This window comes from Paracoccus sp. pheM1 (assembly GCF_018499825.1).
GTDB lineage: Bacteria > Pseudomonadota > Alphaproteobacteria > Rhodobacterales > Rhodobacteraceae > Paracoccus > Paracoccus versutus.
Window position 1 is genome coordinate 36,611 of record NZ_JAGXCX010000001.1, and the last position, 14,423, is coordinate 51,033.

At 72.6% G+C, this 14,423-nt stretch carries 11 protein-coding genes; 1 reads left to right on the top strand and 10 read right to left on the bottom strand.

The window, feature by feature from the left end; genetic code table 11:
- Positions 1-7 precede the first annotated feature (7 nt).
- From tssJ to KF941_RS00195, 10 genes are all read right to left on the bottom strand, one after another.
- Entirely contained in the window at positions 8-481 is a 474-nt protein-coding gene (gene tssJ / locus KF941_RS00150; RefSeq protein WP_214272243.1) for a type VI secretion system lipoprotein TssJ, read from the bottom strand.
- The gene (gene tagH, locus KF941_RS00155) at positions 478-1,698 is read right to left on the bottom strand and encodes a type VI secretion system-associated FHA domain protein TagH (protein ID WP_214272244.1); all 1,221 of its coding nucleotides are present in this window, start codon (positions 1,696-1,698) and stop codon (positions 478-480) included. The genes tssJ and tagH overlap by 4 nt, the downstream gene beginning before the upstream one ends.
- A complete protein-coding gene (gene tssG / locus KF941_RS00160) occupies positions 1,698-2,735 on the bottom strand; it encodes a type VI secretion system baseplate subunit TssG (RefSeq protein WP_214272245.1) in 1,038 nt (345 codons plus the stop codon). Before tssG ends, tagH begins: the two co-directional genes overlap by 1 nt.
- Positions 2,699-4,561, bottom strand: a complete 1,863-nt coding sequence (gene tssF, locus KF941_RS00165) for a type VI secretion system baseplate subunit TssF (RefSeq protein WP_214272246.1) — start codon at positions 4,559-4,561, stop codon at positions 2,699-2,701. Before tssF ends, tssG begins: the two co-directional genes overlap by 37 nt.
- Positions 4,561-5,307 carry a GPW/gp25 family protein gene (locus tag KF941_RS00170; RefSeq protein ID WP_116221963.1) on the bottom strand — a complete coding sequence of 249 codons (747 nt, stop codon included), beginning with the start codon at positions 5,305-5,307 and terminating at the stop codon, positions 4,561-4,563. The genes tssF and KF941_RS00170 overlap by 1 nt, the downstream gene beginning before the upstream one ends.
- A gap of 25 nt (positions 5,308-5,332) precedes the next feature.
- Complete coding sequence (locus KF941_RS00175) at positions 5,333-5,821, bottom strand: type VI secretion system tube protein Hcp (RefSeq protein ID WP_036760978.1); 489 nt, start codon at positions 5,819-5,821, stop codon at positions 5,333-5,335.
- A 143-nt stretch (positions 5,822-5,964) separates the two neighbouring features.
- Positions 5,965-7,479 carry a type VI secretion system contractile sheath large subunit gene (gene tssC, locus KF941_RS00180; RefSeq protein ID WP_214272247.1) on the bottom strand — a complete coding sequence of 505 codons (1,515 nt, stop codon included), beginning with the start codon at positions 7,477-7,479 and terminating at the stop codon, positions 5,965-5,967.
- 3 nt (positions 7,480-7,482) lie between these two features.
- Positions 7,483-8,031 (bottom strand): type VI secretion system contractile sheath small subunit, encoded by a 549-nt coding sequence (gene tssB, locus KF941_RS00185; RefSeq protein ID WP_214272248.1) that lies wholly within the window; start codon positions 8,029-8,031, stop codon positions 7,483-7,485.
- Between the two features lie 58 nt (positions 8,032-8,089).
- Positions 8,090-9,220, bottom strand: coding sequence for a type VI secretion system ImpA family N-terminal domain-containing protein (locus KF941_RS00190; protein WP_214272249.1), 1,131 nt, complete (start codon positions 9,218-9,220; stop codon positions 8,090-8,092).
- A gap of 140 nt (positions 9,221-9,360) precedes the next feature.
- Positions 9,361-11,463, bottom strand: coding sequence for a serine/threonine-protein kinase (locus tag KF941_RS00195; protein WP_214272250.1), 2,103 nt, complete (start codon positions 11,461-11,463; stop codon positions 9,361-9,363).
- Between the two features lie 173 nt (positions 11,464-11,636).
- On the opposite strand from KF941_RS00195, the gene tssH reads away from it, so the two are divergent.
- Entirely contained in the window at positions 11,637-14,423 is a 2,787-nt protein-coding gene (gene tssH / locus KF941_RS00200; RefSeq protein ID WP_214272251.1) for a type VI secretion system ATPase TssH, read from the top strand.

Sequence of the window (14,423 nt, forward strand, 5' to 3'; positions counted from 1 at the left end):
TTTCCCTTCAGGCTGGAGCCATCACGACGCCGCCCGGCCCGGCGGTGACGGTGAAGCTGGCGGTCCCGGTGGGCGAGACGGTGGCCTTGGCGCGGGTGGTCTTGCCGGCCGGGTCGCGATAGCCGGCGACCACCGCCACCGCCGTCGTCGACGGGTCGAGCACCAGCGCCTTTTCGGCGCTGCCGCCGGGGGCCAGCGTGACCGTCTCGGCCTTGACGAGGTCGGCCCCCAGGGCGGCGGCGGGGTCTTGCAGCGCCAGCGTGTCGGCGGCGTCGAAGCCGGCGGTGCCGCGCAATTGCAGGATGTGCAGCGTCAGCGGCCGGTCGCTGCCGTCGGGGCCGGGATTGACCCCGGCCGCGGCCGACATCGCCAGGTTGACCGAACCGGGCCCCTGCGGCCCGCCGCAGGCCGCCGTCAGCGCCAGCGTTCCAAGCCCGGCCAGCGTGGCCCGGCGCGTGAATAGGGGAAAGATCGTGGTCATGGCTCGCTCCTGTCAGGGGTTTCGTAGGCATCGCGGAATTCGGCGCCGACCTCGCCCAGGAAACGGTCCTCGGCGGCGCGGGCGATCTCGGCCCAGCGGGCGGCATAGGCGTCCCAGAGCAGCGCCGAGCGCCCGCCCGCCAGCAGCGCCCGCAGCAGCCCGGCATCGGCCAGCTGCGCCTCGATCGCCTCGGGCGAGAAGCGGTCGATCATCCGGCGCAGCGCCGCCTGCAGCCCGTGCCAGCTGCGCATCCGGTGGTCGGCAAGGTCGCGGAACGCCTCGGCGATGGCGGCGTCGGGGTCCAGGTAGCCCGCCCCGCGCGGCGCGACCAGCGCGGCCACCTGCTCGTCGGGCATGGCCAGGAATTTCAGCGGGTTGACCTGGGCTGCGCCCAGCGTGGTGCGGGCGACGCGCAGCGACCCCTTTTCCTCGGCCCGGGCGCGCAGCAGCGCGACCAGCCCCTCGGCCAGCATGCGGTAGCGCCGGCCAAGCGCTTCCAGGTCCACGCCCTCGGCGCCCGACGGGTCCAGCCCGGCGCCGCGCAGGAAGGCGGCGGCCGCGTCGGATGGCGGAGGCGGGGCCGTGGGGGCAGGGGTTTCCACGACGGGCGCGGGATCGGGCTGGGGCGGCGTCGCGCCGGACGGTCCCCAGTTCCAGTCGTCGCCCGGTGGGGGCGGGGCTGCCGGTTGCGCGGCCGGCAGCGGGTCCAGCGTGAAGGGATCGTCGAAGCCGGGCGGCGGCGCCGGCGGCTGCGGCGGCGCGAAACGGCCGGTCGTGCGCTCGAAGGGCTCGGGCAGATCCGAGGGCCGCGGCGGCGGTGGCGGCGCCGGATCGCGGGGGGCGAAGAACGGGTCGATGCCGATGCCCGGATCGGCGGGCGCCGCCGCTGCGGCCCCCGCCACGGCCTCGACGGCCACGCCCAGCGTCACGTCGCCCAGCCGCAGCCGCATCCCGTCGCACAGCGCGGCGCTGCGGCCCGGTCCCAGCGGCTCGGCCGCCGCGTCGATGAACAGCCCGCCCGAGCTGGTATCGGTGACGGTCCAGCCCTCGGCCGTGGCCTCGACGATGCAATGGCGGCGCGAGACGAACATCTCGGGGTCGTCGATCTGCCAGTCGCAGCCCGGCTCGCGCCCCAGCACCGCCCGGCCGCCCTCCAGCCGCAGCTCGGGCCGGGGCTGGGGAACGGGGCTTGTGAGGACGGTGAGGCGCAGGGTCATCAGGCGGCCTGCCTTTCGTCCAGCGGCAGGCACAGGTCGTCGCGGTCCCGCGCGGCCCCGTCGCCCAGCCAGCCGGTCCGCCCCAGCGCCATGCCCGCGCCCAGCCGGGGCGGCGGCACCTGGGGCGCGGCCAGCACCAGCCGCAGGTCGAAGCCGATCTCTTCGCCCATGGCAAAGCGCAGCAGGCGGCGCAGCGCCGCCCGTTCCGGGCCGTCCTCGGCCAGCCGGCGGTATTGCGCAAGGCCCAGCGGGCCGACGGTGATCTCGGCCCGCGCCTGCGGCTGGTAGACCCGCGGACCCAGCATCGCGCCCCGGCCCAGCCCGGCATGGGCGCGGCCAAGGCCGCTGGCCAGGGCGGCGGGGATGTCCTGCCAATAGGGCACGAACTCGGCCACCCGCACCGGCGCGTCCAGCAGGTCCGACAGCAGCGCGGCCAGCGTCTCGGGGCTGCGGATCTGGCTGGCCAGCCCGGTGGCGTGGCGCAGGACCGGCGCGGGATCGTCGAGCGCTTCGGCGATGCCGGGCAGGCCGAGGCCCGCCAGCGCCGCGATCATCGCCGCCAGCCGGCCCTCGCGCCCGTGGTCGGCGGCGATGGCGGGCTGCGCCTCGGCAAAGGCGCGGTAGTAAAGCGCCATCATCCGGTGCTGGAGCAGGTTGCAGAACTCCAGGAAAGCGCGATCCGCCCCCGGCTCGGGCTGGGCAGAGCCGGCGAACCAGCGTTCGGACATGCGTTCCAGCATGCGCCGGCTAAGGTGCAGCGGCATCGGGCCTTCGGGGCCGAACAGCCCGGTGATCTCCAGCGCGATGCGGGCGGGGCCGTCGCCCTCGGCGGGGCTGAAGCGCGCGACCTCGCAGGCGGCGGGACCCAGGCGGATTTCCTGCCCCAGCCGCGCGGGCTCCTGCTCGAGGCCGCCGGCATGGCCGAAGCGGCGGCCGGGCGATTCCAGCCGCCGCATCAGGGCGAAGGCCTCGATGCCGGCGGGTGGGGGCGGGTTCCCCGTCAGATCCGGGCGCGCAGGCCGGGCCGCATCGGCCATGACATCTCCTCCTGTTTCTGCACAAGGCGGGTGCGGGTGCGCACGAAGCTGTTGACCGAGGCGTGGCGCGCGAACAGCCGGTCCAGCAGCGCCGGCAAAAGCAGCCGGCTGGCCCCGGCCAGCGGCGCCTCGTCGATTTCCAGCGTGATCTCGGTGCCGCGGCCGAAGGCCAGCGGGCCGGGCAGGTCCAGCCGCTCGATCACCGGGCGGCTGGCGACGGCGGCGACGGCGCGGGCGTGGCGGGCCAGCCGCGGATCGCCGCGGTCGGCGTAAAGCGCCAGCAGCGCGCAAAGCGGCGCGCCGTCGCGCCCGGCCTCGGCCAGCGACAGATGGCCCGAGGCAAGCTGCGCCACCAGCCGCCAGGTCAGCTCGTCCAGCCCCGCCGCGCCGCTTTGTCCGGCCATCGGCGGCGCGCCCGCCAGCGCCGGTTGCGGCCGGCGCATCGGGCCGACCAGATCCACCCGCATCACCGGCTCGCCGCCCTCGGGCGTCAGCCGCGGCGTGTCGTCCAGGATCGGCAGGTCGCGATTGGTGCAAAGCGCGCGGATGTCCAGCCGGCGCGGCATCCAGTCCCCGGCGCGCGAGACCGAGATCCACAGGTCGTGCCCGGCATGGGAACTGCGCATCTGGCCGCGCCGGATCTCGTCGGTGGCCGGCCGGCGGGGGCGGCGCTCGGCCCACCAGAGCGGGCCGGGATGGCGCGGCGCCTCGGGGGCATGGGCGGGGCAGAGCAGCCCGTCCGCGCCTTCGCGGTCGGCATCGGCGACGCGGACCAGGCGATAGACCTCGAAGTCGCGGGTGCGGGCGCGGTCGGGGTGGACCGGATGCGCCGTGGCCCGCGCGTCGAGTTCGACGAAATTGCATTCCTTCTCGAACAGGTTGACCAGCGGCACGGCGAAGAGCCGGAAATCGTCGCGGCCCAGCCCCTCCAGCAGCGGCTCGGGGCGGGAAAGCGGCACGGCAAGCTCCAGCGCCACGCCTTCGCCGCATTGCCGGACGGCGGGGGCGAGCCCCTCCAGCCGCAGATAGTGAAAGCGTTCCGGCATCAGGAAATAGTCGCGCAGCAGCCGGAACCCCTCGAAGCTGGGGCGCAGGCGCGGGGTCAGCCCCTCGTCGTCGCCGGTGCCCACCAGGCCGGGCCGGCCGAGGGAAAGCGCCTGCGCACCCGGCCGGGCGGGACGGGCCAGCGCGCCCAGGCCGCTGCCGAAGATGGCGTCGAACAGCGCCCCCGCCCGCGCGCTGCCGGCAAAGCACAGGTCGAGCCTATCCAGCGCCAAGGCTGACAGCGCGGCCGGTCCCGTCGCGTGCAGGCCGATGCGGATGCCCGCCTCGGCCCCCGGCGCGGCAAGGCCGGCGGCGGCCAGCGCGCCGCGGTCGGGCAGGTAATCGGCCGCCGCCAGTGCCAGCGGCCAGAGCGTGACCGCCTGCGCGGTGGCATAGGTGGCGCGGGTGGCCAGGCCTTCGCGCACGGCGGCGGTGAAGCGGCTGCCGCGCGGCACCGGATGCCCGCCCGCCATGGCCTGCACCTGCGGGCCGGGCTGCAGCACGCCGATGCCCATGGCCGGCCCCGGCGCGGCCAGGTCGGGCCAAAGCGCATCCAGCACCCCGGCGGCGAAACGCTGGCCCTCGGCCTCGACCTTCATCCGCGTGCGGGCGGCCAGGAAGGCCACGCCTTCCAGCAGCCGCTCGACATAGGGGTCGGGGCAGGGCACGGCGTCCAGCGACAGGTTGCGTGCCACGTTGGGATGCAGGGCGGCGAATTCGCCGGCCAGCACCCGGATATGGTCCAGTTCGGCCTCGTAGGCGGCAAGGAAGGCGCGGTCCATCAGCCCTCCTCCAGCACCGTGGCGGCGGCGCCCGTGTCAAGGTCGATGGTGGTCAGCAGCCGCAGCCGTTCGGGCGCGGGGGCCATCAGAAGCAGCCCCTCGATGCGCACGCGCAGGCCGGTGCGGGTGCCGGGCTGGACGGTGACGCGGATGGTGTCGCGGCGCAGGCGCGGCTCGAACACCGCCAGCACCTCGCGCAATTCGCGCGCCAGCGCCTCGTGGTCGAAATCGCCCGCGCGCCGCCCGGCAAAGGCCGGGACGCCGTAATTCAGCACCGAGGCGCGGACATGGGGGAAATCGGCCAGCATCTCGGCCGGATCCTCGGCGCCGCCGGCGATGCCGGGGGGTGCGGTGCGGCGCTCGGCCGGGGTCAGCAGATAGCGCACCTCCAGCCGCTCGATGCCGAACAGATCCTCGATGTCGCGGCGCACCGCCTCGCGCAGCACCTCGGGCGTGACCAGGATGCCGCGTTCCTGCAGGGCGGCGCGGCGGGCCTGCAATTGCGCCAGCGCCGCCAGGTCGCGCGCCTGGTCGGGGTCGAGCCCGTCCCGCCCCTCGCCCGCAAGCAGCGCCGCCAGCCGGGCGGGGCCGTGGCGGGCAGCCAGGGCCGCCTCGCGCCGGGCGAGCTCGGCCGTCATGGCGGGCAGGTCGTCGATCAGCCGGTCCCACAGGCTCGGCTGCACCTCCTCGCGCCGCGCCTGGAGGGGCGTGGCGGTGCGGGGGCGGTCGGGGGCGGGGCTGGCCATGGCGATCCTGCGCGCCTCGGGGCGGTCACTTGGCGGCCATCAGGTCGTATTCGACCTCATGCTCGTCGCCTTTCGAATGGTCGTCGGCCTGGACGACGTATTTGACGGCGATCTTCTCGAACGAGATGCCGATCTGCTCGGCGATGGTGTCGATCTCGGGTGCGGGCTGGTTCTGGCTCATCGAATAGGACGAGATCAGGCAATTGGTCATGGTGATGGTCAGGTAGTCCAGATGCGCCTCGCCCGAGTCCTTGCGGACGGTGAAGGTCATGGTCTCGAAGGCCTTGCCCTGCATGCAAGCCAGCGCCAGGTAGGGCGAGGCGGCGTCATACCATTTGTAAAGCGTCAGGTCGCTGACGGTGGCGCGCCCGCGCACGCGGCCAGACCCGGTCGCGGCCGAGCTTTTCTGCTCGGCCTTCAGGTCGGCGCCCCAGATGTCGATTTCGCCTTCGTGATCGGCCCGGCGCGATTCGCCGTCGATGCCGTCGATCTTGAGGTATCCGGTGAAAGCCATCTCACATCTCCCTGTTCGGCCTGTTCGGCAAGCCGGGTTTCAGACATGGCGGGGCCCGTCGGGGCCGCGTCGGGGGCCGCGCGCGCCCTGGCGCCCGCCGGCCCGGCGCCGCAGGGGCCGCCGCGGCCCCTGGGCAAAGCGCGTCACGGCCCCTTGACCGAGGGCAGTTCCGAAACCAGCCGCAGCGAGGCGTTGATGCCTTCCAGCTGGTAATGCGGGCGCAGGTAGAAGCGGGCGGCGTAATAGCCGGGCCGGCCCTCGACGCTGTCCACCTGCACCTCGGCCTTGGCCAGCGGCCGCTTGGCCTTGGCCTTGTCGTCGGCCATGGCGGTATTGGCCAGCACGTAGCGGTTGATCCATTCGGACAGCCAGACCTCCATGTCGGCGCGTTCCTTGAAGGTGCCGATCTTGTCGCGGGCGATGGCCTTGAGGTAATGCGCGAAGCGGCAGACCGGCAGCAGATAGGGCAGGTTCGCCGACAGCCGCTCGTTGGCCTGGGCGTCGAGATCGACCAGCCGGCCGGCGCGGGCCTCGCAATCCTGCAAGGTCTGCGCGCCCAGGAAGGCCGCGACATCGGTGTTCTTGCGGTGCAGGATCGGCATCAGCCCCAGCTTGGCCAGCTCATGCTCGCGCCGGTCGTCGATGGCGATCTCGGTGGGGCATTTCATCACCACCGAGCCGTCGTCGCTGGGGAAGGTATGCACCGGCAGGTTGGTGACGGCGCCGCCCGATTCCACGCCGCGGATCTGGCTGCCCCAGCCATAAAGCTTGTGGCTGCGGTTGATGTTCACCCCCATCGGGAAGGCCGCGTTCATCCAGACGTAATGGTCGTGCTTGCCGTCGATCTCTTCGCGGAAGTCGAAGCCCTTGACCGGGATGGTGTCCGGTCCATAGGGCAGGCGCGCCAGCACCCGCGGCAGGGTCAGGCCGATATAGCGCGCATCCTCGCTTTCGCGCAGGCTTTGCCAGGCCGCGTAGTCGGGCGAGGACGTGACCATCTTCAGGTCTTGCGGATTGGGCAGTTCCTGCCAGCTTTCCATGCGAAACAGCCGGGGCGAGGCCGCGGCGATGAAGGGCGCATGCGCCGAGGCGCAGATCCCCGACAGGTTGCGCAGCAGCCCCACGTCGCGCGGGTGGTGGCTGAATTCGTAATCGCCGACGATGCTGCCGAAGGGCGCACCGCCGAAGCTGGAATATTCCTCGGTATAGAGCTTGCGGAACATGGGCGACTGGTCCCACATCTGCCCCTCGAAATCCTCCAGCTGGTCGGCAAGCTCGTCCTTGGTGATGTTCAGCACCCGGATCTTGAGCATGGTGTCGGTTTCGGTGTTGTTGACCAGGTAATGCAGCCCGCGCCAGCTTCCCTCCATGCGGCGGATCTCGGGGGCGTGCAGCACCTCGTTCATCTGCGTGGTCAGCAGCTCGTCGATGCCGGCGATCAGCGACTTGATCGAGCGCACGGCATTGCCGGAGATCGTGGCGCTGCCGGCCTTTTCGCGGGCGGCAAGCGCCAGGTTCGCGACCAGTTCGCGCAGCTTGGCGCTGTCGTCCTGTTCCTTGACGCGGAAGTCCTTTTCCAGAAGCGTGCCGAATTCGTCCAGGTCGACGGCCTCGGCTTCGGCGGCGGCTTCGGTGCCCTTGAGTTCCTGTTCGGCCATGGCTCAGCCCTCCGTCCCGTCGCCGCCGGGGGCCACCGCCTGCTCGGCGACGCGGGCCAGCAGCGGCTCGTCGTTCAGAAGCTGGGCGATGCGCTTTTCGGCGCTGGTCTTGCCGTCCATGTAGCTCAGCAGTTCCTCGAGCTTGCGGCGCATCTTCATCAGCTCGGCCAGTTCGGGGATCTGCTCGGCGATGCGGTCGGGGGCGAAATCGCCCATGTTGCGAAAGGTCAGGTCCACGAACATCTCTTCTTCCTCCGCGCCGGCCTCCTCGCTCTCCTTGCGGGGCAGGCGGTTGGGGATGCGGGCGGTGACGCGGGGCGAAAGCGCCTCCATGAAGGCGGGGAAGCGGCCGGCATCCACCTCGACGAAGGACCGTTCGGCGGGCGGCTTCTGCGCCTCGCGCGAGGTGGACTTGCCCGCCAGATCCGCCATCACCCCCATGACGAAGGGCAGCTCGATGGTGGTCGGGCTGCCGTAATGCTCGACGTCATAGGCGATCTGCACCCTGGGGGCGCGATTGCGCTCGATTACCTTGGCCTTGCTCTCGCTCATCGCGGGTTACTCCCTGTCGCGGCGCCATCGCGGCGCCGGCCCCGATTGCGCCCTGCCGTCAGCGTCCCTTGTCCTCGGCCACTCCGGCGACATTGCGGAATTCCTTCATCCCTCCCGGCGCCAGTTCCTCCATCAGCTGCAGGAAGTTCATCGGCACCATCTTCTTCATCCGCCGCGCCAGATGCGGCAAAGGCGAGGCGGGTTCGTTGCGTTCGTAGAAATCGATGATCAGGTCGAGACAGGTCGCGACCTCGGCACGCGAGGCCAGCCTTGCCGGCAGGCCCGCCGATGCGGGCGCCGCGGCAACGGCCGCGGGGGCGGGCGTCGGCGCGCGGGGCGTTGCGGGCGCATCGGCCTGCGCCTGCGCTGCCGGCTGCGTGGGGCGGCTGAACTGCGCCTCGGGGCTGGCCAGCGTCGCCGCCATCCGCTCCAGCATCCGGCGCAGCGCCGGGAAGCGGGTCGGCGGATCGTCCCCGATGCGCGCGGCCAGGGCCGCCTCCAGCCGGGCCAGCGCCGCCAGCGCGGCCGCAAGCCCGGTTTCCAGCTGCGCTACCGCCTCGGGCTCGGTGTCGCGCAGGGCGCGGCAGGCGGTCAGCACCCGCGTCGCCCTGGCGTCATGGCGGGCGGCGCGGTCGGCCTGTTCGGCGGCCGAAAGCCCCGTCGGCCCCTCGGCCGCCAGCACCGAGGCCGTGACCGCCCCCGCCGCCAGATCCCCGCCCGAGACCGCGGGCAGGCCGCGCGGGACCAGCACGGTGTTGAACTCCAGATCGCCCAGGATGCCGGCATCGGCATTCTCGATCTGGTAGAGCGCGTTGATCCGGCGCAGCGCGGCCTCGCGCACCAGCTGGCCCTCGCGCAGGGCGGGATGCAGGTGGTCCCACCAGGTTTCCAGCGTCTCGGCCAGCAGGTCCAGCCCCTCGGCCAGCCCTTCCGCGCCGCGCAGGTTGGCCATGATCCGCGCCACGACGACCAGCAGGCGCAGGTCGCGGCCGGCCTGGGCCAGCGCCTCGGCCTCGTCCAGCAGATGCGCCCAGTCCAGCGCCACGTCGCCGGTATTGCCCTTGGCCAGCTGTTCGGCCCGTGCCGCCCGAGAGGCCCCGTCCAGCGCCCTTTCGAGCGCCAGAAACCTCATGTCGTTGCGAAGATCCAACCCGGCGGAATCCGGCACGGCGAGCGGAGCGAGAAACATAGGGGAAACCTTTTCAAAGGCCGCATTATGTTCTTCTCGAAATGGGAAAATCATCTCATGGACTGCGGCTTTGCGCAATGAAATCCTGCGGATCGGCGGTGCCGCCCCCTGGCTGGGGCGTGCCCCCGGCCTTGGCGCGGTCAGGGCCGCAGGTCCAGGATGCGCTGGGTGGCGGCCAGGATGCGCTGCGGATCGGCCGTGCGCCGCGCCGCCAGCGCCTCGGCAAAGGCGTCGGCGGATTCGTCGCCCGGCCGGCGCTCGTCGAAAAGCGGGCCGCGGGTGACGAAGGCAAAGATCCCCGCCTTGCCGAAATCGCGGTCGTTCACGCGAAAGGCGATGCGTCCCGGTCCCAGGCCCGCATCCCCGGCGGGCCAGAGCACGCGCACGCGGCTGAGCGCGCCTTCGGGCTGGCCGATGCGGTCCAGCCGGGTTTCCTGGTCGGCCATGTTGGGCAGGACGTTGAAGACCTTGCCGGTTTCCTCGACCGCGACCCAAAGCTCGGCGCCGGGCGTCGCGGCCAGTTCGGCGGGGATCAGCACGTCCGCGACCGGGTTGTCGCCGGGGCGATAGATGCCGGTCAGCGAGGGCTCGGGCCGGCGCGCCTCGGACAGGCGGATGCCGATGCCGCCCTCGGGCAGGCCCGCCGCCGCGGCGCGGATCCGGCAAAGCGAGGGGCTCAGCGTCTCGGTCTCCAGCCGCAGGGCGCGCTCGCCCAGGGCCGGGCGCAGCGCCTCGGCCAGGGCCGCGGCGGCGGCGGCATCGGGCAGGGCGCCGCGGATCGCGACGCCGGCGCCGGGCGGGGCGCCGCCCTGGGGCAGGTCGCTGGTCAGCGGGCCGCAGCGGGCGGCGCCGGCCAGCAGCGCGTCCAGATCGGCGGGCATCAGCAGGGCGGGGCCGGCGGCAAGCCGCGGCACCAGCTCCATGCCCGAGGCCCGCGCCCATTCCGCCAGCCGGGCGGCGATGGCGTCGCGCTCGGCCGGGGTGGGGGCGCTGCCGGCGATCTCGGCGCGCAGGTCGGTGACAAGCACCGTCCAGTCCTGCAAGCCCTGCAATTGCGGGAAAAGCCGCTCGACCGCCTCGGCCCAGCCGGGCGCGGGCATGCCGCGCGCCGGGGCCAGGGCGTCCTGCGGCGGGCTGCCGCCGGCGGCGGCGGCGAAGGCGGCGGCGATCCGCGCGGCGCTGGCCGCATCCGGCGCCGGGCCGGCCAGCCGCGGCGCCTCGCCCCCCGCCGCCTCCAGCCGCCAGGGCTGGACCAGCGGCAGGGCGGGGAAAAGCAGCGGCCTTGCGACAAGGAACCCGCCGGCCAGCACCACGGCCAGAAGCAGCAGGACCAGCCAGCGCCGCCCGCCGCCCGCCTTGCGCGCCGGCTGCGGGCGCGGCGCGGCGCCCTTGCGGGCCGGCGCGGCCTCGGCCCCCTTCAGCAGCGCGTCCAGCCGCGCCACCACTGCGGCGGCCGAGGGCGCGCGTTCCCCGATGCGCGGCGCCGAAAGCCACAGGATCAGCCCGGACAGCGGTTCGGGCAGGCCGGTCACGTCCAGGGGCTCGGCCTTGCGGCGGATCATTTCGCCGGGCGTCGCGCCGGCAAAGGGCACCTCGCCCCGCGCCGCCGCCAGCAGCAGCGCGCCGAGCGCGTAAAGGTCGCTGGCTGGCTCGGCCTTGCCGTCGAACTGTTCGGGCGCGGCATATTCGTATTTGCCGGCGAACTGGTTGCCGACCACGGTATGCGCGCCGGCGGCGGTGTCCTTGGCGATGCCGAAGTCGATCACCGTCGCGCCCTCGACCCGGCCGTCGCGCAGGATGACGTTGTCGGGCGACAGGTCGCGATGCACCACGCCGCGGGCATGGGCGGCGACCAGCCCCTCGGCCACGCGATGCGCGACGATCAGCAAGTCGCGCGTGCCCAGCCGCCGCTCGGCCATCACCTCGGACAGCGCCGGGCCGTCGATGAAGTCCATGACCAGGAAGACATGGCCCTCGGGCGTGCGCGAGCAGTCGCTGTAGCGCACCACGGCGTCGTGCAGGATGTCGCGCATCGCCTCTTCGCGGCGCATCAGCTCAAGATAGCCCTCGTCGCCGGAAAAGCCGGCCGAAAGCGCCTTGATCGCCACCACCCGGCCGGTGACGAGGCTTTTGGCGCGATAGACCTCGCCGGTGCCGCCGCGGCCCAGAACGCCCTCGACGGCCCAGGTGTTGTTGAGCACCTGGCCCTCGCGGAAGATGTCCCCCGGCAGGGCCGGGATCATGGCGACGTTCCCTTTTGCGGCAGGCTGGCCATGGCCGGCTCCTTGCGAAAAGATTTCCGAAAGCCGCGGTTTTGAAATACACTTTCCCTTGGGATCATTTCCCCCCGAGCCTGCCCCTGGCAAGCCCGTTTTATCGCTCCGGTTCTTTTGCCAGCTTTGCAAGGATGGCCAGGATGACGACCGTGACGCCCCGCGCCCCCGCCAGAGGATCCCGAGAAACCGTCAAGCGCAAGGAACTGGTCGGCCGGCTGGATGCGCTGTGCCTGCGGGCGTTTTCCGAAGGGGCGCGCAACGCCAAGGCGCGCGGCAATCCCTATGTCGAGCTGGTGCATTTCATCGCCGCGCTGGCGGGGGCGGCGGATTCGGACCTGGCGCTGATCGCCGCCGCGGCCGGGGTCGATGCGGCGCGGCTGGAGGGCGATCTGGCCCGCGCGCTCGACGCCCTGCCGCGCGGGGCCAGCGCGGTCGAGGAGTTTTCCGACCACATCTTCCACGCCATTCAGGAGGGCTGGACGCTGGCCGCGCTGGAGCGGGGCACCGACCGCGTGCGCTCGGGCGACATCCTGGTCGCCTGCCTCAAGACCCCGGTGCTGGAAGGCTTGCTGCTGCGCATCAGCCCGGAATTCGGCCGCATCGACCCCGACCGCCTGGCGCCGGACCTGCCCGGTATCCTGGCCGGCTCGGCCGAGGCCGAACCGGCGGTCTCGCCCGAGCCCGCGCCGGCCAATGTGCCGAAACCGCCCGAAGGGGCGCTGGCGAAATACGCCACCAACCTGACCGAGAGGGCGCGGGCCGGCAAGATCGACCCGGTGGTCGGCCGCGACCCGGAAATCCGCCAGATCATCGACATCCTGATGCGGCGGCGGCAGAACAACCCGATCCTGACCGGCGAGGCCGGGGTGGGCAAGACCGCGGTGGTCGAGGGCTTTGCCCTGCGGCTGGCGCGCGGCGACGTGCCGCCGCAGCTGGCGGCGGTCGATCTGTGGCTGCTGGACATCGGGCTGATGCAGGCCGGCGCCAGCGTCAAGGGCGAGTTCGAGAAGCGGCTGAAAGCGGTGATCGACGAGGTGCAGGCCTCGGCGAAATCGGTGATCCTGTTCATCGACGAGGCGCATACGCTGATCGGCGCCGGGGGCGCGGCGGGGACGGGCGATGCCGCGAACCTGCTGAAACCGGCGCTGGCGCGGGGCGAACTGCGCACCGTCGCCGCCACCACCTGGGCCGAATACAAGCAGCATATCGAGAAAGACCCGGCGCTGACCCGGCGCTTCCAGGTGGTGAAGGTCGAGGAGCCCTCGGAAGCCGCCGCGGTCGGGATGCTGCGCGGCGTGGCGGGCGTGCTGGAACGGCATCACCGGGTCGAGATCCTGGACGAGGCGATCGGCGCCGCCGTCTCGCTGTCGCATCGCTATATCCCGGCGCGGCAATTGCCGGACAAGGCGATCAGCCTGCTCGACACCGCCTGCGCCCGCGTCGCCGTCAGCCAGCACGCGACGCCGGCGGAGCTGGAGGATCTGGAGCGCCGCCTGCAGGCGCTGGAGATCGAGGCGGGCATCATCGCCCGCGAGGCCGCCATCGGCATCGACACGACCGAGCGCCAGGCCGCCAACGACGCCGCACGCGCCGCGGCCGAGGCCGAGCGCGCCGCCGCGCTGGAACGCTGGGAGGCGGAAAAGGTGCTGGTCTCCGACATCCTTTCGCTGCGGGCCGAGCTGCGCGGCGAGGGCATGGCGCTGGACGAGACCGGGGCGGAAGCCGGGGGCGAGGCCGCCGAAATCGCCGCCGAGGGGGCATCTGCCGAGGCTGCGCCCGATGCGCCTGCCGCGGCTGCGCCGTCCGGTGATGCGGATGCCGAAACCCCGGACCCTGACCCGGCCGCGCGGCTGTCGCTGTTGCGCGCCAAGATGGCCGAGCTGGCGGAGCGGCAGGGCGAGCGGCCGCTGATCCTGCCCTCGGTGGACCGGCTGGCGGTGGGGGCGGTGGTGCAGGACTGGACCGGCATCCCGCTGGGCCGGATGCTGGCCAGCCAGACCGAGCGCGCCCTGGGCCTTGCCGGCCTGCTTGCGCAGCGCGTGGTCGGGCAGGACCATGCCATGGCCGCCATCGCCAGCCGCATCCAGACCGGCATGGCCGGGCTGGGCGCGCCGGAAAAGCCGATGGGCGTCTTCATGCTTTGCGGCCCCTCGGGCGTCGGCAAGACCGAGACCGCGCTGGCCCTGGCCGATGCGCTTTACGGCGGCGAGCAGAACCTGATCTCCATCAACATGAGCGAGTTCCAGGAGGCGCATACCGTCTCGACCCTCAAGGGCGCGCCGCCGGGCTATGTCGGCTATGGCAAGGGCGGCGTGCTGACCGAGGCGGTGCGGCGCCGGCCCTATTCGGTGATCCTGCTCGACGAGGTGGAAAAGGCCCATCCCGACGTCCACGAGATCTTCTTCCAGGTCTTCGACAAGGGGATGATGGACGACAGCGAGGGGCGGCGGATCGATTTTCGCAACACGCTGATCCTGCTGACTTCGAACGTGGGCACCGACGAGATCATGGCGCTGACCGATGCCGGCCGCAGCCGGATCGAGATCGACAGCCTGTCGGCCGCGCTGCGCCCGCCGCTGCTGAAGGTGTTTCCCCCGGCGCTGCTTGGGCGGCTGGTGACGATCCCCTACCTGCCGCTTTCGGATGCGATGATCGAGGCCATCGCCGGGCAGAAGCTGGCCGGCATCGGCCGCAGGCTGGCCGCCGCGCATGGCGCCGAGCTGGTGATCGGCACGGGCGTCATGGACCAGATCCGCGCCCGCTGCACCGAGGTCGAATCGGGCGGCCGCATGGTCGACGCCATCCTGACCGGCGCGATCCTGCCCGAACTCAGCCGCCGGGTGCTGGACGCCAGGCTGGAGGGGCGCGGCATCGGCAGGGTGACGGTGACCGGCGGGCCGGACGGCTTTGCCTATGCCCTGGACTGA